This is a genomic window from Collinsella aerofaciens (genome assembly GCF_028206995.1).
Classification (GTDB): domain Bacteria; phylum Actinomycetota; class Coriobacteriia; order Coriobacteriales; family Coriobacteriaceae; genus Collinsella; species Collinsella aerofaciens_AQ.
Genome location: NZ_JAQLFL010000013.1, coordinates 16,719 through 41,869, shown reverse-complemented (window position 1 = coordinate 41,869; position 25,151 = coordinate 16,719). Strand labels below are relative to the sequence as shown.

Genomic DNA, 25,151 nt, shown 5'->3' with positions numbered 1-25,151 from the left:
CCGAACCCGGAAGCTAAGCCCCATCGCGCCGAGAGTACTGCGGGGTCGGCCCGTGGGAGGCCAGGGCGCCGCTGACCGGTGGACGGCACCGAGCCGTACGCTTGAACTGAGAAGGGGGAGGCCTCGCGGCCTCCCCCTTTTTTCGTTGTATACACGTTGTACTTTGGGACCTAGCTCCCCCGTATGTGCTCTTACTGTTTGGCTGTATTTTGAGTCCATCTAGTGTATTTGAGCGATAATTACTCGCATTGGCGTTAGGGAGGGCTTGATGTTTACCGTATTTGTCTTGGGCAATATTGCTTCGGGTAAGTCGACTGCCTGCCGCTATTTCGAATCTCGTGGCGCTATGCTTATCGATCTGGATGAGCTTGCAAAATCGCTGTATGTGCCGGGCTCTGATATCGTCAATACACTCGCGGATGAATTCGGTTGGGACATTTTGGATGAGGAAGGCGGCATTCGCCGCGGCATCCTCGCTTCTCGAGCTTTCGCTTCTCCTGATTCGGTCGCACGGCTCAATGACATCGTGCATCCCATTCTGATTGAACAGCTTTCGCTTAGGATTCTCGATCCGGTTTGTTGTACTGTTTCATCTCCCCGTTATCCTTTTGCGGTGGTCGAGGTTTCTGCTCCGACTGGTTTTGAGGATGCATTTGGCTTGGCTGATGAAATTTTGGTCATCAGCGCCCCTTTGTCAGTTCGTCGCGAGCGCGCTATTCAACGTGGCATGGAGCCATCTGATTTCGATGCCCGTTCTGCTTGCCAGCCCGAAGAGTCTGTGCTGTGCAATCTCGCTACAACTGTGATTGACAATGCGGCAGACGATAACTCGCTCTTTGAACAACTGGACGCATGGCTTTCGCGCCATGGGTTCGGGGATGTAGTGGATAAGGAGGAGGCCGATGCCTAAGACACGTTTCCTTACGTGGTATCGCCTTATACCGCTGGCTGCCGTTTTTGCCTTCGGCCTTATCTCATTCGTTTACTCGTATGCTCCTGCCGCTTTCTTTAAGCCGCTGTATCCGATTGACTACGAGGCGTATGTAAAGCAATCCAGTATTTCGCATAATCTGGATCCGTATCTGGTGTGCGCTGTCATTAAGTCTGAATCGAATTGGGATCCCGAGGCCGAGTCGAATCAGGGTGCTCAGGGATTGATGCAGCTGATGCCCGAGACTGCCCAGGATATGATCGCCAAGGGCCTTGTCGACGGTGGCGAGTATTCGGCCGACAACCTTAACGATCCGGCTACGAATATCGAGTTTGGCTGTGCGTATCTCTCGTATCTTCTAGCGTATTTTAACGGGTCGACTGACAGTGCCATTGCCGCCTATAACGCCGGCATGGGCAATGTCGACGGATGGGCGCAGCAGAGTACGTCGCTTCATAATGCAATCACCTTTCCCGAGACGCAGGCGTATCTGATTCGTGTCAATAATGCCTGGGTTCGCTACAAGACCCTCTATCCCGATCGGTTCGTATAGGACTATGCCTGCCGCCTGCGTATACTGCAGATATATGAGTTAGGAGTATCCATGGCGGAATTTGAAGTAGAACGCGTTGGTGGTGAACTTAAGCGCTTTGGCGTTGAAGGCTCTGACGTGCCGTTTAAGGTCGTGTCTCCCTATGAGCCTGCCGGTTCCCAGCCTAAGGCCATTGAGTCGCTTGTGCAGGGCGTGAGGGACGGAGACCGCTATCAGGTTTTGCTGGGCGTGACTGGTTCGGGCAAGACCTTCACGATGGCAAAGACTATTGAGGCCCTGGGAAAGCCGACGCTGGTCATGGCTCCGAATAAAACGCTCGCCGCTCAGCTTGCGAGCGAGCTCAAAGAGTTCTTTCCCAACAACGCTGTGGTCTACTTCGTCTCGTACTACGACTACTATCAGCCCGAGGCGTATGTGCCGCAAAGCGATACATATATCGAGAAAGACTCCTCGATTAACGAAGAGGTTGAGATGCTGCGACATCAGGCGACCGCATCGCTACTCTCTCGACGTGATGTGATCGTTGTCGCATCGGTCTCGTGTATCTATGGCATTGGCTCTCCTGAGGACTATGCGGGTCTGGCTCCAAACGTCGACAAGAAGGTGCCGCTCGAGCGCGATGACTTTATCCATGCACTTATCGACATTCAATATGATCGCAATGACTATGACCTGGCACGCGGCACGTTCCGCGTGCGCGGCGATGTTGTCGACGTGTATCCGCCTTATGCCGAGCATCCGTTGCGGTTTGAGTTCTTTGGCGACGAGGTCGAGCTGATTGCCGAGATCGATGAGGTCACCGGTGAGATGCTTCGTGAGTACGAGGCCATCCCCGTATGGCCGGCATCGCACTACGTGACCGAGAAGCCGAAGGTCAAGGCGGCTCTGAAATCGATCAGCGAAGAGTGCGAGAAGCGCGTGGCGGAGCTCAAGGCGACCGACAAGTTGCTCGAGGCGCAGCGTCTGCAGCAGCGCACCGATTATGATCTTGAGATGCTCGAGACGATGGGCTTTTGCAACGGCATCGAGAACTACTCGCGTCATCTGGACGGTCGCAAGCCGGGTGAGCCGCCGTTTACCCTAATCGATTACTTTCCCAAGGATATGCTCTGCATCATCGATGAGAGCCATGTGACGGTGCCGCAGATTCGCGGCATGCACGAAGGTGACCGCTCGCGTAAGGTGACGCTGGTGGAACACGGTTTTCGCCTGCCCTCGGCGCTCGATAACCGCCCGCTTCGTTTCGATGAGTTTGAGGCAAGGATACCCCAGTTCATCTACGTTTCGGCAACACCGGGCGACTATGAGCTGCGGGTTAGCCAGAACGACGTTGAGCAGATTATTCGTCCGACCGGTCTGCTCGATCCCAAGATCGATGTGCGTCCGGTTCGCGGTCAGATTGACGATCTTGAGGACGAGATTCGCGAGCGCGTTGCCCGCAAGGAGCGCGTGCTGGTGACCACGCTCACCAAGCGCATGGCCGAGGACCTGACCGACCATCTGCTTGATGCGGGCATTAAGGTCAATTACATGCATTCTGATACGGCGACAATGGACCGTGTCGAGATCCTGCGAACGCTGCGCGAGGGCAAGATCGATGTTCTCGTTGGCATCAACCTGCTTCGCGAGGGCTTGGATCTTCCCGAGGTCTCACTGGTGGCAATTCTCGATGCCGATAAGGAAGGCTTCTTGCGCAACCGCCGTTCGCTGATTCAGACGATTGGCCGTGCGGCCCGTAACGCCGATGGCGAAGTCATCATGTATGCAGACGTTGTGACCGATTCGATGAAAGAGGCCATCGAGGAGACGCAGCGCCGGCGTGAGATTCAGATGGCATATAACGAAGAGCATGGCATTGTGCCCAAGACGGTCCGCAAGGCCATTAACGACATTTCGAGCTTTATTGCCGAGGCCGAAAAGACTGTGGGCTCGAAGGGACGCTCGAAGGGCGACTCTCTGGGTCACGGTGCGTTCTATACACCCGACGAAAACGGCGAGGGCGCCGCGCCGGAGACGGTGGCACCCGAGCAGACGCTTGCCGAGCAGCTGGAAGGGCTACCGCATGACGAGCTTGTGCGGATCGTCGAAACCATGGAAGAGGACATGCGTAACGCTTCTGCCGCCATGGACTTTGAGGAGGCGGCGCGCCTGCGCGATGCCGTCGTTCAGATTCGGGAGATGCTCGAGGGTGCGTCTGAGGACGAGACGATCGAGCGCTTACGTTCGCAGGCCCGCAAGGGTTCCACGTTTGCATCGGGCAGAAAACGCCAGGGTGCACGGTTTAAGAAATAGCGAACAGGCCCCGAGTTCCCTGTGGAGCTCGGGGCCTATGTCTTTTGCGCGCTGGAATTCGTGCGTTAGAGGTCTGTGATCAGGGCTTCAGCACAACGGATGCCGTCGGTGGCCGCGCTCATGATGCCGCCGGCATATCCAGCTCCCTCACCACAAGGGTAGAGGCCCGGGGTCGACACGGCATGGCACGTTCGGTCTCGGGTGACAGTGACCGGTGAGCTCGAACGAGTCTCCACGCCGGTAAGAACGGCATCGGGACGGTCGTAGCCTCGTAGCTTTTTTCCGAGTAGGGGAAGTCCCAGGCGGAGCGACTCGACGATATGCTGCGGCAGGGCTTCGTCAATTGCCGTCCAGGTCACACCGAGCGGATAGGTGGGCTTTACCTTTCCGGGCGCCTTGCTGGCGCGTTCTGCGAGGAAATCTCCGACGAGTTGTGCCGGTGCGTTCCAGTTGGAACCGCCCAGGCGATAGGCGGCCGCCTCGCAGGCACGCTGGAGCTCGATGCCGGCGAGCGGGTCATCGTTGGGAAGGTCCTCAGGCGTGACGTTAACGAGCAGGGCGGCATTTGCGTTGCGTCCGTCGCGGGCATTGAGGCTGGCGCCGTTGACGCACAGGTGGCCCTGCTCGGAAGAGGCGGCGACAACCTGCCCGCCGGGGCACATGCAAAACGAGAACACGCTGCGACCGTTGGGAAGATGGGCAACAAGTTTGTAGGGGGCTGCTCCGAGGGCAGGATGTCCCGCCAAGGCTCCATATTGGGCTCGGTCGATGTCGCGCTGCGGATGCTCGATGCGAACGCCCATGGCAAAGGTCTTTTGTGCGAGGGCCACGTTGTGGTCCTTAAGGAGCTCAAAAATATCGCGAGCAGAATGCCCGCAGGCGAGGATGAGGCGCTTTGTCTCGATTGGCTCGTAAGCGGCGTCTTGGGACGATTGGACATCAATACCGGTGATGGCGCCAGACGCGTCGATGCGAATGTCGACGAGCTTTGTTCGATAACGGACGACACCTCCGAGCTGCTCGATGCGCTGGGATATAGCGGTGACAACCTTGGGAAGGATGTCGGAGCCAATGTGCGGCTTGGCATCCCACAGAATATCGCGGGGCGCACCCGCCTCGACGAAGGTTTCGAGGATAAGGCGATGGGCGGGATTTTTTGTTCCCGTATTGAGCTTGCCGTCCGAGAAGGTCCCCGCGCCGCCCAGACCAAACTGGATATTACTTTCGGGGTCGAGGATGCGCTCCTTTAGAAAGAGGTCGATCGCATGCGAGCGGCGAAATGCCGGGTCGCCGCGCTCAATGAGTAAGGGCTTAAGACCTGCTTCGGCGAGCGTAAGCGCAGCGAAAAGGCCGGCGCATCCGGCGCCGACAACGACAGGGCGTTCTTGAGGTGCGTCGGAGACGAGGGAGGGGAATGAAGGCTTATCGTCCTCCATCGCGCGTACGCGCGAGCGGTCACGCTCGGCGACGCTGTCGACCGCTTCTCGCTCGAGGTGGGGACTAGTCAGCTCAACACGAAAGCTCAGGATAAAATGGACGTCTCGTTTTTTGCGAGCGTCGATTGACTTGCGGTGGAGCTCGATGGACTTGATCTCGGAGTCCTTGCAACGTAGGACGCGCTTGGCGACTCGCTTGCCAACAATGAGGCAGGCATTTTCATCGCCGGCTTCATCGAGCGACGCGTTGACTTGGGTGATTTCGATCATCGAGGTCTCCTTAGAGGCAAGAAAGAGGCCGTCCGGTATCCCAGACGGCCCGAATGCGTTTTTGATTATAAACAGCGCGGCTACAGGCTGCTTGCAGCGCGAATGCCCGAGAGCCAGGCCCACGCAAGGTTAAAGCCTCCGCAATCGGCGTCGATGTCGAGCGCTTCGCCGCAGACGTAAAGCGGGGCGTCGACAACGCTGAGCGCGCGTAGACTGGGTGTTGAGATGCTCTCGACAGATACGCCACCACGCGTGACCTGCGCCGAGCGCTCCTCGGCTGTTCCCTCGACGAGCAACTTAAAGTGCTTGAGGATCGAGACCAGGTGGATGACATCGTTGGAGCCTGGATGGCACTGCTCGAACGTCGTGCAGACGACGCGGGAGAGTTGCGGGGCGAGCATGCCGTCGAGCCAACGGGGATCGCGGGGCGAAAAGCCGCCGAGCAGCTCAACGCGCCGGTTGAGCATATCGAGCAGCTCGTCTTTGGAGAGGTCGGGGAAAACGTCGAGCAGGATCGTATCGCCGCGCTGGATACGACGGGAGAGGTTGAAGACAGCGACGCCCGAGATGCCGAAGGCTCGAAACAGTACTTCACCGTCTTCGTGCCAGAGCTCACTATGGTTACGGGTGAGCGTCAAGCGGGCGCGGACGCGCAGACCATCCAACGTCTTGAGTGCCGCCCGATCGCCAACGACCGTTGCCGATACGGGGCAGAGGATGGGGCGCAGCGAGGTGAGGGGGAGGCCAAACGTATCGGCGATACCGGTGGGGTTGCCGCCCGTGGCGATAATTACGGCATGTGCCTGCAGGGCTTCGTTCTTGCGAGGGACATCGGCGAGTGCCTTCCGAAGCGAGCGGAGCTCCGATTTTCGGTCGTCGTGCTTTTTTGCCTTTAGCGCCCGCGCTGGACGGTTTATTTGGAGTGCCCAGCCTTCGGGATCTTTGCGCGCTGTGGCAATATTGGCTCCGCAGATTAAGGTGATACCTAGGCGGTCGCAAACGTTGAGAAGCGCGTCGCGCACCGATTCGGCGCGAAGGGAGCGCGGGTACAGCCGGCCTTCCTCGGAGGTTGTCATGATGCCCAGCGAGGAGAAGAAACCCATAAGCTCTTGTTCGGGCTGGGTCCTCATGACAGATTCGACGAATGCGGGGTGGTTATACCGCTGAGGATCAATCGATTTGTTGGAGAGGTTGCAACGGCCGTTACCGGTCGCAAGGAGCTTAAGGCCGCAGGCGACATCGCACTCAACGATGCAGACGCTTTTGCCAGCACGTGCGGCCGTAATGGCGGCGGCGAGGCCTGAAGCCCCGCCGCCGATTACCAGGACGTCATAGAAGGCGCTCGTGTTCACTTAGGCCTCGTCGGTCTCGTGCGGGGTAATGGCCTCGACGGCAGAGACTGCCTTGGGCAACATGCCATCGGGCAGCGCGGTCTCGACCTCGCCCTTATCGCAGGCCTCGGCGAGTGACGGATTGATGGGAAGCGTGCCCAAGATGTCGAGGTTATAGCGTTCTGCGACCTCGGGGAGCTTGCTCTTGCCAAAGACCTCGATCTTCTTGCCGCAGTCGGGGCACTCAATATAGCTCATGTTTTCGACGATGCCCAGAATGGGGACGTTCATCTTCTCGGCCATGTTGACCGCCTTGGCGACGATCATCGAGACCAGATCCTGCGGGCTCGTGACGATGACGATGCCGTCGACGGGCAGTGACTGGAAGACGGTGAGAGCGACGTCGCCTGTTCCCGGAGGCATGTCGACCAGCAGGTAGTCGATGGGGCCCCATGAGGTCTCGCTCCAGAACTGCCTAATGGCGCCTGCGATGACCGGACCGCGCCAAAGGACGGGGTCGGTCTCGTTTTGGAGCAGAAGGTTGGAGCTCATGACCTTGACGCCGTGCTCGGAGATTTCAGGCAGCATGAGGTTGCCAAGGGCATGGACGTGGCGTCCGCTCATACCGAACATCTTGGGGATGGAGGGACCGGTGATGTCGGCATCGAGGACGCCGACCTTGTGGCCGTGACGGGCAAGCTCGGTGGCGATGGCACCGGTGACAAACGACTTGCCGACACCGCCCTTGCCGGAAAGCACGGCGATGACGCGTTTGACCTCGGACAGCGTATTCTCCTCAAATTGCGACGGCGACGTTTGTCCGCCGGCGGCCTGTGCGTGCTCGCAACCCATGTATGACTCCTTTGTATATGTTGGGGCCGGGGCCCCGTGATGTGACACGAGCGTCATTGTACCCTCGTTTGCGAGCGGGAGTCATTTGCGATGCATTTGGGCCGAGCGTGCTTGCAATACGATGGGTCCAAGCGAATGGGCGGGCTTACTGAACTTTGCTGGCGAACTCGAGGTATTGCATGCGCTGCAGCTTGTCGATCGTTGAGGCGTAGGGGCTGTCCTCCGATTCCAAGTCGTAGCGCAGCCCGTCGGCACCGAGGTAGCCGGCGACATTGATGGTGGGCACATCTGACCTTGTTGCAAGCAGAGCCTTTTGATAGTCGGTGAGCGGGGCGCCGATCTTATTAAGGGTAATGGCTGCAATCTCGTTTGCCCCGACGGTGTCGTAGACGTTGAGCTCGGTATTGCCGGCGATCTCATAGTTAGCCCAGACGAGATATGTCGACTGATAGATACGGTAAGCGTGGCTTGCCGTATCTTCCTGAGGGTACAGCTCGTCGTTGAGAGTCGTTGCGGCGCTCGGCTGATGGTCGCCAAAAAAGACAAGAACAACCGGTCTGCCGATATTGCGGAGCTCGTTGATAAAGTACTCGAGGTCCCGGTCGGATGCGTTGATGCAGGTGAGATAGGTGTTGAGCGCGCTGTTGGCGCCCTCGCTGGCTCCCTCGACCCAATAGTTTGTCAGCTCTTCGGCGGGAACGGTGCCATAGTCGTAACCGCCATGATTTTGCATCGTGACGTCAAAGATGAACTGCGGCGCTTCGTCGGTTCTTAGCAGGTCGAGTATCTTGTCGTAGGTGGCGTAGTCGCATACGCCGGCATGGTAACAGGGCGCACCTTCGAAATCGCCGATTGAAAGAAAGTCTCCAAAGCCCAGCTGCTGATAGATTTTATCTCGATGGTAGTTGACGGGGTTTTGCGGGTGCATAGCGGTAGCGGTATACCCAAGCTCTTTAAGGTCCTTTGCCAAGCTGTTGACGCCATTCATCTGATACAGCTGATAGGGAATTTTGCCTAATCCGACAAAGGCCGTCGTCGCTCCGGTCAAAAATTCGAATTCGGAGTTCGCCGTTCCGCCACCGGCGACCGAAGCGAGCATGGTGCCGCGAACAAGTGTGTCGGGAAGCGAGTTGTAGAATGCGGGGCCGGTGTACCCGGCCGCCTGGAGCTGCTCAAAGCACGAAAGGTCGCTAAAACTCTCGTTCATGACGGCAACAATCGTCGGCTTGATTTCATTGAACTGGGCAACGGCCGCCGCGCGCTGCTCGCTCGAGCCATACGTGCTGTCGTAGGCGGCGGCGAGCTCCTGCTCGATGCTCTGCGCCTCATCGGGCGTATAGTCTTCGGGCTTCTCAATGGGCAACTCGTTGACCATTTCGGTGAACGAAGTGATAAAACCCTGAGACGCATACGTGGTGATGGGCTGCCAACGGTCAAATCCAAAATCCAGCGCCTGCTCCAAGTCGATGTTGGAAAAGCCTGAGAGCCCCACAATGGTCACTAGCAGAAAAGCACAGAGGTTAGCGGCGATAGCGGGGAAGACATGGGTGGGCGTACGGAGCTTTCGCGGTCGGATGAGCGAAAGAAGCCCCAGGGAAATCTCCAGCAGGGCGAGAGAGGTTACGATTCCGGCGGTAAAGGTAAACTCGTATCCCTCGCTCACTTCCATTGCGGTGCCAAGGGCCAAGATATCGCTTGGCAGGATGGCTTCGCCTTTAAACGTTATGACGAAGTGCTCGGCAATGCCAAGGATGCAACAGACGACGGGCACGAGGGCCATGACGCCTCCATGACGCTGTCCCAGCAGATAAAGGGAGAGCAGAACCGTCGCGAGCAGCCCGACGGAAAACCCGAATGAGTTGGCGGGAATGTGATAGAACGTTTCGTTGCAGGCAATTTCAAGTGAAACGAACGAGAGCGCTGAAACAGCGGCGATGACAAGGATGTCACGGCAAATACAGGCAACCGTTCCCGTCGCAAGGTCGGTTTGGTCGATAAGTCCCGAAACCAAGGGCTCGACAAGAAGCATGACGGCGGCAGCACCGAGTGCCGAATAAGAAAGGACCCATAGGGAGCTGCCCTCATTTACGAGCAATTGATTCGTAACCCATGCAGCTACCACGCCGAGCGGGATGAGGAGCGTCGCGCACCAAAAGACGCGGGCAATGGGTGGCTTTTCGTTGCGTTTGATTGAAAAAAACACGCGCACGACGACGGCGGCCACGATAAGGACGGCGATGAATATGGGCAGATTGGCCATGTCACTCGAAGTGATTTCAAGGGGGATATCTTCGGTCATGGACGTTCCTCTGTTACGGCAAATTAAGTTCAGTATTAGATTACTGTAACCTTTCCACGGTATTTCGAGAAACAAAGTACCCGATACGCAAAGCTAAAGGTCTGCGAATCTTGTATTACGAACATCTGTGCGCGTCGAGTGCGCTAAACTCATCGGCAGTATGATTCGATGCAATAGGAGGCAAGGAGCTTCCATGTCTGATTCTTCTATCGTTATTCGCGGCGCTCGTGAGCACAACCTCCGTGATATCGATGTTTCCATTCCGCGTGACCAACTTGTGGTCATTACCGGTCTTTCTGGCTCGGGCAAGAGCTCGCTGGCATTTGACACTATCTATGCCGAGGGCCAGCGTCGATACGTCGAGAGCCTTTCGAGCTATGCGCGCCAGTTCTTGGGCCAGATGGACAAACCCGACTTGGATTCAATCGACGGCCTTTCGCCGGCGGTGTCGATCGACCAAAAGACGACGTCTAAAAACCCTCGCTCGACGGTTGGCACCGTAACCGAGATTTATGACTATCTGCGCCTGCTGTTCGCCCGTGTGGGCACCCCGCACTGTCCCGAATGCGGCCGCGTCATTGAGCGCCAGACGACCGACCAGGTTGCCGACAAGGTCTTGGCGGCGGGGGAGGGCCGCCGCGCGTTTGTGCTGGCACCGGTGGTGCGCGGGCGAAAAGGCGAGTACACCAAACTGTTTGAGGACCTTCGCGCCGAGGGCTTTAGCCGCGTGCGCGTTGACGGCGAAGTGCGCTCGCTCGACGACCCGATCGATCTGGACAAAAAGTTCAAGCACGATATCGAGGTCGTAGTCGACCGCATCGTGATTCGGGAAAACTCTCTGGGCCGCATCGCCGAGTCTGTTGAACAGGCGACTGCCTTGGCGCACGGCAATGTAAACGTGTACATGCTGCCCGATCGCGATGCTCCCGAGGGGACCGAGGGCGAACTGCTGGAGTATTCGTTGGCCTTGGCGTGCCCGGAGCATGGACACTCCATTGACGATCTTCAGCCGCGTGATTTTTCGTTCAACGCTCCCTATGGCGCATGTCCTGAGTGCGACGGCCTGGGCTTTAAGAAAACCGTTGATGCCGAGGCGCTGATTGAGGACCCCTCGAAGTCCATTGCCGACGGAGTCTTTGGTAGCCTGTTTGGCAATTCGAACTACTATCCGCAGATTTTTGCTGCGGTCTGCAAACACTTTAAGGTGAGCGCCGATACGCCGTGGGAGGACTTGCCCCCTCGCGTGCGTCGTGCATTCTTGGATGGCCTGGGCGATACGAAGATCTCGGTCGACTACCAAAAGCTCGACGGACGTCGTAGCCAGTGGGATACAAAGTTTTCGGGCGTTCGCAACATCCTGTACGAACGCTATGCCGAGACGACGAACGAGAACACCAAGGCGCGCCTGGAGAAGTACATTCGCGAGGAACCGTGCTCGAGCTGCCACGGCGCTCGTTTGCGCCCTGAGATGCTCGCCGTCACCGTGGGCGGCAAGTCCATTTACGAGGTTTGTTGCCTGTCGTGCCGTGAGTCGCTCGAGTTTTTTGAGGGCTTGGAACTTACCGAGCGTCAACGGTTTATCGGCGGCCGTATCGTCAAGGAAATCCTGGAGCGCTTGCGTTTTCTGGTCGATGTTGGACTCGACTATCTGACGCTCGATCGTGCCTCGGCGACGCTTTCCGGTGGCGAGGCACAGCGTATTCGACTGGCAACGCAGATCGGCGCGGGTCTCATGGGCGTGCTCTATATTCTGGATGAGCCCTCGATCGGTCTTCATCAGCGTGACAACGAGCGCCTGATCAAGACGCTCGAGCGCCTGCGCGATATCGGCAATACCGTTATCGTCGTCGAACACGACGAGGATACAATCCGTGCCGCCGACTACGTGATCGACATGGGGCCCGGCGCCGGCGTCAACGGCGGACACGTAGTCGCGGCGGGAACGCCTGCCGATATCATGGCGTGTCCTGAGTCGATGACGGGCGCTTATCTGACCGGCAAACGAATGATCCGGGTGCCTGATGAACGGCGCAAACCCGGTCGCGGCTGCCTTAAAATTACGGGCGCTCGAGCCAACAACCTCAAAAACGTTACTGCCAAGATCGAGTTTGGTACGCTTACGGTTGTTACCGGCGTGTCGGGATCGGGCAAGAGCTCCCTAGTTACCGACACCATTGCGCCTGCCCTTACGAATGCCATTCACCGCTCGACGCGCCCTGTGGGTCCGTATAAGAAAATCGAGGGCATCGAGTGTATCGATAAGGTTATCGATATCGACCAGTCGCCGATTGGCCGCACGCCGCGTTCCAACCCTGCTACCTATATCGGCCTGTGGGATGATCTTCGCGCACTGTTTGCGAGTACGCCGGAGTCGAAGGCGCGCGGCTACTCGCCAGGTCGTTTCTCCTTTAATGTGAGTGGCGGGCGCTGTGAGGCGTGCAAGGGCGACGGACAGATCAAGATCGAGATGCACTTCCTTCCCGATATCTACGTTCCCTGCGAAGTTTGCGGCGGTAAACGCTACAACCGCGAGACACTCGAGGTCACCTATCGTGGCAAGACCATCTCGGACGTGCTCGACATGAGCGTTACCGAGGCGCTGGCCTTCTTTGGGAATATCCCGCAGATTAAGCGCAAGCTCCAGACGCTGTACGATGTAGGCTTGGGCTACGTGAGCCTGGGCCAGCCCGCCACGACGCTTTCGGGCGGCGAGGCGCAGCGTGTAAAGCTCGCCAAGGAGCTTCATCGACGCCAGACGGGCAAGACGTTCTATATTTTGGACGAGCCGACGACCGGCCTTCATTTTGAGGACGTCCGCCAGCTGCTCGATGTACTGCAGCGCTTGGTCGATGCGGGCAACACGGTGCTGGTGATTGAACACAACCTTGATGTCATCAAGGTTGCCGACCGCCTGATCGATATGGGTCCCGAGGGCGGTAACGGCGGCGGAACCGTCGTGGTTTCGGGTACACCGGAGCAGGTTGCGGACTGTCCGCAGAGTTATACGGGCAAGTTTTTGGCGCCGTTGCTCAGGCGTGACCGGGAGCGCCAGGCTCAACTTGATGCTCAATAAATAGGCGATTCAGTTTATGGGCGCCATCGACTCCTTGTGATTCGATGGCGCTTGCTGTGCCGAAGTGACGTATGCAGCCGAATTGGACATATACTTAATCCTTGCGTCCGAATGCGAGGGAAAGGATATGTCATGGCAAAGGCTGTAAAGACGCCAAAAACCAATGCGATGCGCGAGCTGGAAAGCGCCGGCATTTCCTATGTTCTACATACGTACGAAGACGATGGCGATGAGTCGGTGGGCCTGGGGGTCGCGATTTCGGAGCAGCTTGGCGAGGAGCCCGGTCAAGGATTTAAGACTTTGGTCTGTGTGACACCGTCCAACGACTATGTCGTGTGCTGCATCCCTGTTGCCGACGAGCTCGATCTAAAGTCCGCCGCGCGTGCCGCGGGGGAGAAGTCCTTGGCCATGATGCATGTGAAGGATTTGCTTGCGGCGACTGGCTACGTTCGCGGCGGCTGCAGCCCGGTCGGTATGAAAAAACGCTACCGGACGCTCATTGATGAGACATGTGTCCTTTGGGATACCATTTTTATTTCGGGAGGCAAGCGTGGTTATCAGCTCGAGCTTGCACCCGATGATTTAATTGCATTTTGCGGGGCGACGGTTGCCGCGATTACGAGAGAGGACTGAGCGATGCCGCAGGAAGAATTGAAGCGCGGAGCTCATTTTGCAAAAGAATCTGCGCCTCAGACACCCTCATCCGAAGCTTCTTCGTCGCGAGATGACACTGACGACATGGGCTCGTCGGACTACTCCACGGTTGGTCGTTCCGCCGGGCTTATGACCATCCTGACTATCGTGTCTCGCGTCACCGGTTTTATCCGCACGTGGGCAATGGCGGCCGCTATCGGCATGTCGCTACTCTCGTCCTCCTATCAGGTCGCCAACAACCTGCCCAATATGCTCTACGAACTCGTGATGGGCGGCATGCTCGTGACGGCGTTTTTGCCCGTGTACATGGGCGTGAGGCGTGAGCAGGGTCGCGAGGCCTCAAACGAGTACGTGGGCAACCTGCTCGGCATTCTGCTTTTGGTGCTGGGTGGCATTTCGTTGCTGGGGACCGTGTTCGCCCCGGGCTTTATCTGGACGCAATCGTTCCTTTCGGGTGACGGCGGCAGCATGGATACCGCTGCGTTCATGTTCCGTTTCTTTGCCATCCAGATTCTGTTTTATGGTTTGGGCTCGGTGTTCTCGGGCGTTCTCAACGCACACCGCGACTACTTCTGGTCGACGTTTGCTCCGGTCCTCAACAATGTGATCGTCATTGCGAGCTTTATGGGTTTTGCGCCCGTGTCCGCACAGTTTGGCGAACGTGCCGGCATCATCTTGATTGCGGCCGGTACGACCCTCGGTGTCTTTGTTCAGATGGCATGTCAGATCCCCGCGCTTGGCAAGCACGGCGTGCATCCCCATATCCATATCGACTTTAAGGACCCCGCACTGCGGCAGACGATTGCGCTCGGTATCCCGACGCTGCTCGCCACGGTGTGCATGTTTGTCTCGACTTCTATCACCAACGCTGCCGCGCTGGTGGTCCAGCCCGAGACTGGTCCTTCCGTCATCGCCTATGCGCGCCTGTGGTACACGCTGCCCTACGCGCTGATTGCCGCCTCGCTTTCGACGGCGCTCTATACCGAGCTCTCTCACGACGCGCAGGAGAAGGATTACGACAGCGTTCGCACGGGCATTTCGCGTGGCGTCGCCCAGATGCTGTTCTTCCTGATTCCGTTCGCGCTGTACCTGATTGTCTTCGCGCGTCCGCTCAACATGATCTACTGTGCTGGCAAGTTCGATGAATCCGGCGTGACGCTGGTGTCCGAGTACCTTGTCTACCTGGCGCTCTCGCTGCCGCTCTACGGCGTGGTCGTGTTGATGCAGAAGAGCTTCTCTGCCTTGCTCGACATGAAGCCCTATAGTCGCTATTGCCTGTATTCTGCCATCGGCCAGGCCGGCTCGGTTCTGCTGTTTGGCGTTGTGCTGGGCTTCGGCATGCCGGCAATCGCGCTTTCGTATGTCGTCGACTACGTGATCTTGGTCGGTTGTTCGCTGTGGTGGCTGCGTCGTCGTCTGCGTGGCCTTCAGGTCAAATCTATCCTACATGGCGGTTTCTTTGGCCTTTTGCTCGGTGGCCTGGGTGCTGCCGCAGGCGCCGGCGTCATGTGGGCGCTTGAGCACTTTGTCGGGGCGCTTGGCGGTTCGATTCTGATTACTCTTGGCTATGTTTGCGTTGCGGGTGTCGTCTCGCTTGCTGTTACCTTTGGCCTTGCCGTCGTCCTTAAGATGCCCGAGGTCTCGGCGCCGCTTCGTCGCAAGTAGGTGCGCGTGGCCGGTCACGACAACATTCCAACGCTTGCCGAGCAGGTTTCGCGCGTTCCCACACAGCCCGGATGCTACCTTTGGAAGGATGCCAAGGGCGATGTCATCTACGTGGGCAAGGCGAAAAACCTACGCGCCCGCATGCGTCAATACGTGACACTGCAGGATGAGCGTCAAAAGATTCCGCTGATGATGCAGCTGGTGGCGAGCTTTGACTATATCGTGGTGGAGACCGAGCATGAGGCGTTGGTGCTCGAGCGCAATTTGATTGGTCAGTACCATCCGTACTTTAACGTCGACCTCAAGGATGACAAGAGCTACCCCTTTATCGCCATTACAAAGGGCGACCTGTATCCCGCTATCAAATATACGCGTGAGCGTCATAAGCCGGGAACGCGCTATTTTGGACCCTATACCGATAGCCGTGCGGCACGTGAGACGATAGATACGCTGCGCAAGGTTATTCCCATCTGCTCCGCATCCTGTGCGGAGTGGCGTCGTTGTCGCCGTATCGTTGAGTCCCACAAGGGCGAGGAAGACATCGTCAATATGATTTGCGCGCAAAACGGGCGTCCCTGCTTTGACTACCATGTCGGGCGCGGCCCGGGTGCGTGTGTCGGCGCGATTTCCCCGGCAGACTATGCCAAGAACGTCAAGCGTGTCGAGCGCTTTTTGTCGGGCCATCGCAAGGATGTCGTCGATGAGCTGACCTCCGAGATGACGGATGCCGCCGAGGCGCTCGACTTTGAGCGCGCGGCACGCGTCAAACGTCGTTTGGAGGTCATCAGGGGTCTGGACGATCGTCAGCAAGTCGTTTTTCCCTCCAGTGTCGATATCGATGTCATCGGGTTCTATCGCGAGGAGACCATCTCCGCCGCTTGCGTCTTCGTCGTTCGCGAGGGCCGAACAGTTCGCACCTGCGAGTTCATTCTCGACAAGGGTCTTGATGTTGACGAGGAAGAGCTCCAGTCGGGCTTTCTTAAGCGCTATTACGACGAGACGGCTGATATTCCAGCTGAGGTCAACCTTTCCGTCGAGCTTGAGGATGCGGGGGCGCTGGGGGAATGGCTTGCGGGCAAGCGCGAGCGTTCCTGCCATCTCCATAGGCCGCAGCGTGGCGAAAAGCACCGTTTGCTCGATATGGCATCCAAAAATGCGCGCCATGCCCTCATGCGCTACATGATGCGAACGGGGTACGCTGACGACCGCACCAATCAGGCGCTCCTGGAGCTCGAAAGCGCGCTGGCGCTGCCAGCGCCGCCGATGCGTATCGAGTGCTTCGATATCTCGACGCTGCACGGAACCTTTACCGTCGCCTCGATGGTGGTGTTTACCAACGGACGCGCCGACAAGAGCCAGTACCGTCGTTTTAAAATTCAGGCCGAATTGGACGAGGCAAACGACTTCGTGTCGATGTCCGAGGTTTTGGGACGACGCTATGCTCCCGAGCGCATGGCCGACGAGCGCTTTGGATCGCGCCCCGATTTGCTCGTTGTCGATGGCGGTAAGCCGCAATTGACCGCTGCGATCAAGCAACTTGAGGCTCTTGGGCTCGATATACCAGTTTGTGGCTTGGCAAAGGCCGATGAGGAGGTTTTCGTGCCTTGGGACGAGACTCCAGTCGTGCTTCCGACCGGGTCCGCGTCGCTCTATCTAATCAAACAGGTGCGCGATGAATCGCACCGTTTTGCCATCACGTTCCATCGCGAATTGCGCGATAAAGCCATGACGGTTTCGGTACTCGATGACGTTCCAGGCGTGGGACCCACCAGAAAACGTGCCCTTATGCGCCATTTTGGCTCGATGAAGCGTTTGCGCGCGGCGAGCGAGCAAGAGATCGCGGAAGTTCGAGGCGTTCCGGCCGATGTCGCCAAAGCGGTCCACGAGGCACTTGTTGCATGGAATGCCGAACGCGCCCAGGCATCGGCCAACCGTTCCGAAAACTAAACGTGCTTCTAAACAACTGATATACATGATTGGCCGATTTTCAATCATTTATTTCGCGGCGATTACCTGTCGATTTCGGGTTTTATTAACGCTAAAACGTTTGACTAGCCATGGTGAACAACCCTGCTATCCTGCGGGTTGACGATGACTGATATCTCACCTCGTCGATACATACTGTCTGGCGAATCGTTTGTCAATGAATTCGGTGAACGGTAGTAAATACCGTTCAAGCGTATGTATGTATCGGTCGCCGAGCGCGGCACCTCAGTTGGGTTCGTCGGTAGGTAAGGTATATATCGTCCGCAAGTTGCGCGGGGGCAAGTCTAGGTGCTCCCGGGTAAGATTCTCTATTGATAGGAGAAGACATGGCCATCATCAACAAGGGTATGTCCAGGCGTTCGTTCCTCGGCCTCACCGGCAGCGTCGCTGCTGTCGCAGGGCTTGGTCTCACCGGCTGCGGTGGCAGCTCCAACGACGAGGGTTCCGCTTCCGGTTCCGCCGATTCCGCCAACCGTGGCGGCGGTGTGATTACCGCTGGTTCCGCTTACGCTCCGTCCAGCTTCGATCCCGCCAGCACCGGCTCCGCTGTGGGCCTGGGTGCTAACTGGCACGTCGTCGAGGGTCTCTACGGCATCGATTACCACGACTACAGCACCTTCAACGAGCTCGCCACCGACGATCCCAAGTCCGTGGACGACACTACCTTCGAGGTCACCATCCGCAAGGGCGCCAAGTTCTCCGATGGTACCGAGGTCACTGCTGACGACGTCGTCGCTTCCTACACCGCTTGCGCTGCTTCCGCTACCTATGCTCCGTTCTTTCAGCCCTTCGAGTCCATCGAGGCCAAGGATGCCAGCACTGTAACGGTCAAGACCAAGGTCCCCAACTTCTCCCTGCTCAAGGATCGTCTGGCCATCATCCGTGTTACCCCGGCTACTCAGTCCGAGGAGGATCGCGCCAAGCAGCCGATCGGTTCCGGCCCCTGGATGTACGACTCTATCTCCGATACCGAGATCACCCTGGTTCCCAACCCCGAGTACAACGGTGAGTATGCTGCCGAGGATAAGAAGATCCAGTACAGCATCCTGACCGACCCCACCGCTCGCGTTACCGCCCAGCAGGAAGGCTCCACGCTCGTTATGGAGCTCGTCACCGCTGACGCCGTCGACCAGCTCGAGAGCGCTGGCTGCAAGATCGACAACGTCCAGGGCTTCGGCACCCGCTTCATCATGTTCAACGTCGCCAAGGAGCCTTGGAACAACGTCAAGGTCCGTCAGGCCGTCATGTACGCGCTCGACACCGAGAAGATGATCACCAACACCTTCGCCGGCCTTGCCACCGCTGCCAGCTGCTACCTGCCCAAGAGCTTCACCAACTATCATGAGGCTTCCACGGTGTACAAGACCGACGCCAAGAAGGCCAAGAAGCTCATCGAGGAGTCCGGCATCACCCCGGGTGCCATCACCCTGCGCACCACCGACAACGAGCAGATTAAGGGCATGGCCGCCCAGGTCAAGAACGACCTCGACGCTCTCGGCTTCGAGGTGACCATCCAGACCGATACCTCGCCGGCCACCTACGCTGCCATCGACGGCGGCGAGGCCTACGATATCCTCCTTGCCCCTGGCGATCCGTCCTGCTTCGGCGCTGACCCCGACCTGCTGCTCAACTGGTGGTACGGCGACAACGTCTGGATGCAGACCCGTTGCCCGTGGAAGGAGTCCGCTGAGTGGGAGAAGCTCCACGGTCTCATGGACGAGGCTCTTGCCGCCGAGGGCGACGAGCAGCAGAAGAAGTGGAACGAGTGCTTCGACATCATCGCCGACAACGCTGTTCTGTACCCCGTTGTCCACGTCAAGACCGTCTCCGCTTCCTGGGACGATCCGTCTACCGCGCCCAACGGCGAGGCCCTCGATGGCTTCAAGGGCATCGGCACGACGAGCATGTCCTTCAGGGGCGTCGCGACCGTCAAGGCCTAAGACTCGTTTGAGTCATATGTGGGGCGTCGGTCGTAAGGCAACGTCCTCATAGTTGAAACAAAGACCCGGGCGGCCTCGAAGTCGCTCGGGTCTTGTAATGAGTATCCATACTCATATACCAGTTGGTCCTACCGACAAAAGAAAGGGGAGAGAACGTGAACAACTTTCTACGTTTGATTGGAAGGCGTCTCGTGGCGCTGCCGATCATGGCATTGGGCGTCACCGTCCTGGTGTTCTTCCTTATGTCGTTCTCCAAGACCGACCCCGCCTATACGGCGTTGGGTGACGGTGCCTCGCCCGAGGCGGTTGCCGAGTACCATGAGAAGTATGGTCTGGACGACCCCTGGCCCGTGCGCTACGTGCGCTACATGGGCGATCTGATCCATGGTGACATGGGCACCTATGGTGCTGCTCGCAACTCCGTTGCCAAGCGCATCTCCACGGCCCTGCCCGTCACGATGCAGCTGACCTTCATCGGTCTTGCCATCGGCGCGGTCGTCTCGTTTTTGCTCGGCGTCATCGCGGCACTGTATCGCGATAAATGGCCGGACCAAGTGATCCGCGTCTTTTCCATCGCCGGCTTGGCAACCCCGTCGTTCTGGCTTGCCGTTCTGTTGATTCTGCTGTTCTCTTCCTACCTTAAGGTGCTCCCGGCATCCGGTGCTCTGCCTCACTTCACCACCAACCCGGCTGGCTATCTGGGACGTATGATCATGCCCGCTATCGCTCTGGCATTCCCGCTGACGGGCCAGATGACTCGTATCGTGCGTACGGCCATGGTTGAGGAGCTCGACAAGGACTACGTCCGCATGGCCCGTGGCGCCGGCGTTCCCGAGAAGGTCGTCGTCGGCATCAACGTTTTGCGCAACGCGCTGATCACCCCGGTCACCACCCTCGGTCTTAAGATCGGTTACCTTATGGGCGGCGCCGTCGTCATCGAGGTCATCTTCAACCTCCCCGGCATGGGTACTGCGATTCTGCAGGGCGTTCAGGGCAACGAGGCGAACCTGGTTCAGGGCGTCGTCATCGTCGTTGCTCTTGCCTTCATCATCATCAACATCGTGGTTGACATGCTCTACCTGCTCATCAACCCGCGCATCAGGACGGTGTAGATTATGGTAAAGATTCGAGAGAAGCAAACCGAGCAGCTCGAGAAGGCTGCCTCCAAGGGGCTCAAGCTCGGTGGCTGGAAGAAGATGACGCTGTCTTCTAAGATTGCCGCCGTCGTGCTGGTGTTGGTCGCCCTGACCGCGATTCTGGCGCCCCTTCTTGCCCCCTATAGCCCGGTCGAGATTTTCACTGCTCGCCAGGCTCCCGGCAATGGATTTATCTTCGGTACCGACGATAAGGGCCGCGACATCCTGTCGCGTATGCTTTACGGTGGCCGTTACTCGCTGATCATCGGCTTCGGTGCTACTGCCATGGCTCTGGTCTGCGGCTCGGTCGTGGGCGCCCTCGCGGCGGTTTCGCGCAAGTCCGTTTCCGAGGCGATCATGCGCATCCTGGACATCATCATGTCCATCCCGGGCATCGCCCTCGCTGCCGTCTTCGTCTCCATCCTGGGCAATTCCGTGCCGTCGATCATCTTCGCCATTGGCTTTATGTACACTCCGCAGATTGCCCGTATCGTGCGCGCCAACATCGTGTCCGAGTACGGCGAGGACTATGTCCGCGCGGTCATCGTTTCCGGCGCCAAGGCTCCGTGGATTTTGATCAAGCATGTTCTGCGTAACTGCATCGCCCCGATCATGGTCTTCACCGTTACCCTGGTCGCCGACGCCATCATCTTCGAGGCCTCGCTGACCTTTATCGGCGCTGGTATCCAGGAGCCCACCGCTACCTGGGGCAACATCCTCGCCGACGCCCGCGGTGGCGTGCTCGCTGGCCGTTGGTGGCAGGCGCTGTTCCCGGGTCTGGCTATCATGATCACCTGCCTGGCGCTCAACATCCTCTCCGAGGGCATTACCGACGCCATGGCCGCTGCTCCCTCCGCCGCCCTGGATCCGACCGATTCCTCCAAGCGCCGCGAGGCCGACCTGCTGGTCTCCGACCCCGTTCGCGCTTACAAGGAGCAGGCTCAGTCCCTGTCCGCCCGTCTTGGCGCCCTGCGCGATGTCGAGCTCAAGCGTAACGACCGCCATGTGCCCGATGAGTCCGTTGAGCCGATCCTTTCGGTCCGTGATTTCTGCATCCAGTTTGAGCACCACGGTGATATCAACGTCGTCGATCATGTCAACTTTGATGTCCGTCCTGGCCAGACCATGGGCCTGGTCGGTGAGTCCGGCTGCGGTAAGTCCATCACCACGCTGGCCATCATGGGCCTGACCGACGATGACGAGCATCTTTCCGGTGAGGTTCTCTGGGAGGGCCGCGACCTGCTCAAGATGAGCAAGAAGGAGTGGTTCGGCCTGCGCGGTACCGATATCGCCATGGTCTATCAGGACGCCCTGTCCTCGCTCAACCCCTCCATGCTCATTTCCGCCCAGATGAAGCAGCTCACCAAGCGCGGCGGTACCCGTAGCGCCGAGGAGCTCCTGGAGCTCGTGGGCCTCGACCCCAAGCGTACGCTCGAGAGCTATCCGCATGAGCTTTCCGGTGGTCAGCGTCAGCGCGTTCTGATCGCTATGGCCCTTACCCGCGACCCCAAACTGGTCATCTGCGACGAGCCCACGACCGCTCTGGACGTTACCGTCCAGAAGCAGGTCATCAAGCTGCTTAACGATCTTCAGGCCAAGCTCGGCTTTGCCATGATCTTCGTTTCGCACGACCTGGCACTGGTCGCCGAGGTCGCTCATAACATCACGGTTATGTACGCTGGCCAGGTTATCGAGCAGGCGCCCACCAAGGAGCTGCTCACCAACCCGATTCACGAGTACACCCGCGGCCTTCTGGGTTCCGTCCTGTCCATCGAGAGCGGTTCGGGCCGCCTGCACCAGGTGCCCGGCGCCGTTCCGAGCCCGCGCGATTTCCCCAAGGGCGATCGCTTCGCACCCCGCTCGAGCCATCCGCGCATTGGCCTGGACACCCGTCCGGTCTTCAAGCGCGTGCCCGGCACCGAGCACTTCTATTCCGAGCTCCCCGACGAGGTGCTCAAGGCAAATGGTTTGACCCCTCACGCGGAGGTGATGTAGATGAGCGAGACCGCAGTCAACGGCGTCGAGCCGATCATCTTCCTTGATGACGTCCACGTCACCTTTAGGACCCGTACCGGCTCGATTCTGCACCCCAACCTGGTTCACGCCGTCCAGGGTGTAACGATTAAGCTCATGCCCGGACAGACCATCGGCATCGTCGGCGAGTCCGGTTGCGGAAAGTCCACCACCGCCAACGTCATGTGCGGCCTGCAGGCCCCCACGAGCGGCAAGGTCTACTTTAAGGGCAAGGACGTTACCAAACGTACCGCCGAGGACCGTCGCCACATGGGTCGCGTCATCTCGGTCGTGTTCCAGAACCCGGCCACGGCGCTCAATCCCCGCATGGTCGTTCGCGAGCAACTGCTCGACCCCATGCGCGTCCACAACCTGGGTACCGAGGCCGAGCAGGAGAAGCGCGTCAAGGAGCTCTTGGAGCTCACCGGTCTGCCCAGCTCCGCCGCCGAGGTTCTTCCCGGCCAGCTTTCGGGCGGCCAGCGCCAGCGCGTCGCAATTGCGCGCGCCCTGTCGCTGAACCCCGATGCCATCATCGCCGACGAGCCCACCTCGGCTCTGGACGTTTCGGTCCGCGCGCAGATTCTGAACCTGCTGACCGACCTTAAGAAGGAGCTCGGCCTGGCCATGGTGTTCATCAGCCATGACATCCAGACGGTCCGCTATATCTCTGACGACATCATCGTTATGAATGGCGGCAAGATCGTCGAGCAGGGCGAGGCCAAGCAGGTCTTCCAGCACCCTCAGGACCCCTACACCAAGATGCTGCTCGGCGCTGCGCCGTCGCTGCTGCATCCCAAGCTCGGCGAGTAGCCTCGCTTTCCCTCCCGTGCGCCCGGTTCCCTTGCCGGGCGCACCTCCGTTGCGATTTCGAAAGGTTGGGTTCACGAGCCATGCCAAGTGCTCAGGAGCTACAACAGCAATTTGGTGAATATCGAGGCGCTATGCCCCGTCCATCGGATTTCGATCTCTTTTGGAAGGACCGCATGGCCGAGGCCGACGCCGTCGAGCTCGACTATGCGATTGAGGCGGCTTCGGTTGCGGATTCCGCGACCTGTCGGTTTTTCGACCTCTGGTATACCGGCATGTGCGGTGCACGCCTGCATGCCAAGTATCTCCAGCCGGTTTCGGACGAGCCCGTGCCGCTGGTGCTACAGTTCCACGGCTATCCGGGTGCAAGCCGCAGCTGGTTCGAGCAGGCGTCGTTTGCGGGCATGGGCATGGCACTCATCGCCCTCGACTGCCCCGGCCAAGGAGGCCCCTCCGAGGATATTGGTGGATTTGAAGGCACGACGGTTGCTGGGCATATCGTCGCCGGTATCGACGGCGACCCGGCCAATCTTTACTATGTCCGCTTGCACCAGGATATCCGCATTCTGTGCCGTATTGTTCGCGAGCTCGAGGGCATCGATCTTTCCCGCGTATTTGTGAACGGCGCATCGCAGGGCGGCGGTTTGGGCATTGCGACCTGCGCGCTTAATAGTGAGCTTATCAATCGCGCTGCCATCCTCTATCCCTTCCTGTCGGATTTCCGCCTTGTTTGGGATCTGGATGCCGACGATATCGCTTATGAAGGCCTGCGTTATTGGTCTCGCTGGTTTGACGAGGACTCGACTCGTATTGACGAAGCCTATGCCAAGCTGGCGTACTTCGATTCCAAGAACTTTGCCCCTATGGTCAAATGCCCCGTGCTGTTTGGCACCGGCACAGCCGATATCGTCTGTCCGCCAGCGACGCAGTTTGCGGTCTATAACAACCTGACCTGCGAAAAGCGTCATGAGTTCTTTGAAGGCTTTGGCCACGAGGAGATTCAGGATTTTGACGATTTGATCATTCCGTTTTTCTGCAAGGGAGGGGAGGCTCATGTCTAAGTGCGAGAGCAATGTTGACGAGCTGATTGTCCCCGGGCTCGTGGGAATTCCTGGAACGGTTTCGTCAAGGCTCGCAGAATATCGGGACTGGCGCGGTGATGTCCAAGCAGATGTTTCTGATTTAGAGACATGCGCTTCGAATCTTGAGATTCAAGGCCTGGCCATTACGGCGATTGACTTTGTTAACCCCTGCGCCCGTTACTCGGAGGTCTCCTTTGAGCTCGGTGACGATGCGATTCACGCTCGTTTGATCGAGCCTGTCGGTCGTGCCCGAGTATCTGAGCGCGTGCCGTTGTGCCTGATGTTCCACGACATCGATCGGCCTGTGCGCGGCTGGCATCACATGACGAGATTTGCCGCCATGGGGTATGCCGTCCTCGCGCTGGATGACGATGTTGCTGGTGCGGACGACCTGCAGCGGGGGATTTCTTCGCCCGCTTTTGTCGAGCGCGTCCGTTGGGGTTGCGCGCTGGCGAAGGTGGCACGCAATCTTGATGGCATGGACCCCGACCGCATCTTTGCGTGGGGCGAGGGCCTTGGCGGCGGTGTCGCGCTGGCGGTTTCTGCTCTGGACGAGCGGGGCCTCGCTTGCACGGCGGTTGCCAATCCGCTTCCCGGCGGTCTCGAGGCGCTGTCGTCTCGGGTGCGCGGATCGGTGCTCATGGGCACATCGCTCATGGATGCCGCGAGCGACCCCAAGGGCCAGTTTGCCGTATTCAACGGTCTTGAGTGTGACCGGAGGCATATCATCTATGCCAAATACGCTCACGAGCGCATCAATGCGTTCGAAAACGAAGTCGTCGACTTCTTTAACCAAACGTTCTACCCGTGTTCTTTGGCCTAGACGGCCTG

Annotated in this window: 17 protein-coding genes; 13 read left to right on the top strand and 4 right to left on the bottom strand. The window is 58.6% G+C overall.

Translation table 11 applies throughout. The features are described from left to right. Positions 1-268: 268 nt before the first annotated feature. The 3 genes from coaE to uvrB are packed head-to-tail and all read left to right on the top strand — an operon-like array spanning position 269 to position 3,776. Positions 269-910 carry a dephospho-CoA kinase gene (coaE, locus tag PMX60_RS08710; RefSeq protein ID WP_117770493.1) on the top strand — a complete coding sequence of 214 codons (642 nt, stop codon included), beginning with the start codon at positions 269-271 and terminating at the stop codon, positions 908-910. Beyond that, a complete protein-coding gene (locus PMX60_RS08705; protein WP_022093787.1) occupies positions 903-1,484 on the top strand; it encodes a lytic transglycosylase domain-containing protein in 582 nt (193 codons plus the stop codon). Before coaE ends, PMX60_RS08705 begins: the two co-directional genes overlap by 8 nt. A gap of 51 nt (positions 1,485-1,535) precedes the next feature. Then, complete coding sequence (gene uvrB, locus PMX60_RS08700; protein WP_271747576.1) at positions 1,536-3,776, top strand: excinuclease ABC subunit UvrB; 2,241 nt, start codon at positions 1,536-1,538, stop codon at positions 3,774-3,776. A 65-nt stretch (positions 3,777-3,841) separates the two neighbouring features. Here the strand turns inward: uvrB and PMX60_RS08695 are convergent, their stop codons facing one another. The 4 genes from PMX60_RS08695 to PMX60_RS08680 form a co-directional block, all read right to left on the bottom strand. Further along, complete coding sequence (locus PMX60_RS08695) at positions 3,842-5,482, bottom strand: NAD(P)/FAD-dependent oxidoreductase (protein WP_271747575.1); 1,641 nt, start codon at positions 5,480-5,482, stop codon at positions 3,842-3,844. 80 nt (positions 5,483-5,562) lie between these two features. Then, the gene (locus PMX60_RS08690; protein WP_271747573.1) at positions 5,563-6,834 is read right to left on the bottom strand and encodes an NAD(P)/FAD-dependent oxidoreductase; all 1,272 of its coding nucleotides are present in this window, start codon (positions 6,832-6,834) and stop codon (positions 5,563-5,565) included. Further along, positions 6,835-7,665, bottom strand: coding sequence for an Mrp/NBP35 family ATP-binding protein (locus PMX60_RS08685; RefSeq protein WP_055310500.1), 831 nt, complete (start codon positions 7,663-7,665; stop codon positions 6,835-6,837). A 145-nt stretch (positions 7,666-7,810) separates the two neighbouring features. Then, the gene (locus tag PMX60_RS08680; RefSeq protein ID WP_271747572.1) at positions 7,811-9,964 is read right to left on the bottom strand and encodes an LTA synthase family protein; all 2,154 of its coding nucleotides are present in this window, start codon (positions 9,962-9,964) and stop codon (positions 7,811-7,813) included. Between the two features lie 193 nt (positions 9,965-10,157). Between PMX60_RS08680 and uvrA the strand changes: the two genes are divergently transcribed. From uvrA to PMX60_RS08630, 10 genes are all read left to right on the top strand, one after another. After that, positions 10,158-13,037, top strand: a complete 2,880-nt coding sequence (gene uvrA, locus PMX60_RS08675; protein WP_196033316.1) for an excinuclease ABC subunit UvrA — start codon at positions 10,158-10,160, stop codon at positions 13,035-13,037. Between the two features lie 132 nt (positions 13,038-13,169). Continuing rightward, positions 13,170-13,670 (top strand): Cys-tRNA(Pro) deacylase, encoded by a 501-nt coding sequence (gene ybaK / locus PMX60_RS08670; RefSeq protein WP_006236166.1) that lies wholly within the window; start codon positions 13,170-13,172, stop codon positions 13,668-13,670. A 105-nt stretch (positions 13,671-13,775) separates the two neighbouring features. After that, positions 13,776-15,356 (top strand): murein biosynthesis integral membrane protein MurJ, encoded by a 1,581-nt coding sequence (gene murJ, locus PMX60_RS08665; protein WP_271747571.1) that lies wholly within the window; start codon positions 13,776-13,778, stop codon positions 15,354-15,356. Between the two features lie 6 nt (positions 15,357-15,362). After that, positions 15,363-17,303, top strand: a complete 1,941-nt coding sequence (uvrC, locus tag PMX60_RS08660; RefSeq protein WP_334203717.1) for an excinuclease ABC subunit UvrC — start codon at positions 15,363-15,365, stop codon at positions 17,301-17,303. A gap of 365 nt (positions 17,304-17,668) precedes the next feature. After that, a complete protein-coding gene (locus PMX60_RS08655; RefSeq protein WP_195363241.1) occupies positions 17,669-19,282 on the top strand; it encodes an ABC transporter substrate-binding protein in 1,614 nt (537 codons plus the stop codon). 155 nt (positions 19,283-19,437) lie between these two features. Continuing rightward, complete coding sequence (locus PMX60_RS08650; RefSeq protein WP_022094871.1) at positions 19,438-20,394, top strand: ABC transporter permease; 957 nt, start codon at positions 19,438-19,440, stop codon at positions 20,392-20,394. A 3-nt stretch (positions 20,395-20,397) separates the two neighbouring features. Next, positions 20,398-22,413 carry a dipeptide/oligopeptide/nickel ABC transporter permease/ATP-binding protein gene (locus PMX60_RS08645; RefSeq protein ID WP_022094872.1) on the top strand — a complete coding sequence of 672 codons (2,016 nt, stop codon included), beginning with the start codon at positions 20,398-20,400 and terminating at the stop codon, positions 22,411-22,413. Then, on the top strand, positions 22,414-23,241 hold the full coding sequence (locus PMX60_RS08640) for an ABC transporter ATP-binding protein (RefSeq protein WP_006236159.1): 828 nt from the start codon (positions 22,414-22,416) through the stop codon (positions 23,239-23,241). A gap of 80 nt (positions 23,242-23,321) precedes the next feature. Next, a complete protein-coding gene (locus PMX60_RS08635; RefSeq protein WP_271747569.1) occupies positions 23,322-24,299 on the top strand; it encodes an acetylxylan esterase in 978 nt (325 codons plus the stop codon). Beyond that, the gene (locus PMX60_RS08630) at positions 24,292-25,143 is read left to right on the top strand and encodes an acetylxylan esterase (RefSeq protein ID WP_271747568.1); all 852 of its coding nucleotides are present in this window, start codon (positions 24,292-24,294) and stop codon (positions 25,141-25,143) included. Before PMX60_RS08635 ends, PMX60_RS08630 begins: the two co-directional genes overlap by 8 nt. Positions 25,144-25,151 lie beyond the last annotated feature (8 nt).

What these genes read in the sequence shown, in the direction of transcription:
- PMX60_RS08705 (WP_022093787.1), top strand. Translation starts at nt 903, where the DNA reads ATGCCTAAGACACGTTTCCTTACGTGGTATCGCCTTATACCGCTGGCT.
- PMX60_RS08630 (WP_271747568.1), top strand. Translation starts at nt 24,292, where the DNA reads ATGTCTAAGTGCGAGAGCAATGTTGACGAGCTGATTGTCCCCGGGCTC.
- murJ (WP_271747571.1), top strand. Translation starts at nt 13,776, where the DNA reads ATGGGCTCGTCGGACTACTCCACGGTTGGTCGTTCCGCCGGGCTTATG.
- uvrB (WP_271747576.1), top strand. Translation starts at nt 1,536, where the DNA reads ATGGCGGAATTTGAAGTAGAACGCGTTGGTGGTGAACTTAAGCGCTTT.
- PMX60_RS08645 (WP_022094872.1), top strand. Translation starts at nt 20,398, where the DNA reads ATGGTAAAGATTCGAGAGAAGCAAACCGAGCAGCTCGAGAAGGCTGCC.
- PMX60_RS08655 (WP_195363241.1), top strand. Translation starts at nt 17,669, where the DNA reads ATGGCCATCATCAACAAGGGTATGTCCAGGCGTTCGTTCCTCGGCCTC.
- PMX60_RS08695 (WP_271747575.1), bottom strand. Translation starts at nt 5,482, where the DNA reads ATGATCGAAATCACCCAAGTCAACGCGTCGCTCGATGAAGCCGGCGAT.
- PMX60_RS08685 (WP_055310500.1), bottom strand. Translation starts at nt 7,665, where the DNA reads ATGGGTTGCGAGCACGCACAGGCCGCCGGCGGACAAACGTCGCCGTCG.
- ybaK (WP_006236166.1), top strand. Translation starts at nt 13,170, where the DNA reads ATGGCAAAGGCTGTAAAGACGCCAAAAACCAATGCGATGCGCGAGCTG.
- uvrA (WP_196033316.1), top strand. Translation starts at nt 10,158, where the DNA reads ATGTCTGATTCTTCTATCGTTATTCGCGGCGCTCGTGAGCACAACCTC.
- PMX60_RS08640 (WP_006236159.1), top strand. Translation starts at nt 22,414, where the DNA reads ATGAGCGAGACCGCAGTCAACGGCGTCGAGCCGATCATCTTCCTTGAT.
- coaE (WP_117770493.1), top strand. Translation starts at nt 269, where the DNA reads ATGTTTACCGTATTTGTCTTGGGCAATATTGCTTCGGGTAAGTCGACT.
- PMX60_RS08635 (WP_271747569.1), top strand. Translation starts at nt 23,322, where the DNA reads ATGCCAAGTGCTCAGGAGCTACAACAGCAATTTGGTGAATATCGAGGC.
- PMX60_RS08680 (WP_271747572.1), bottom strand. Translation starts at nt 9,964, where the DNA reads ATGACCGAAGATATCCCCCTTGAAATCACTTCGAGTGACATGGCCAAT.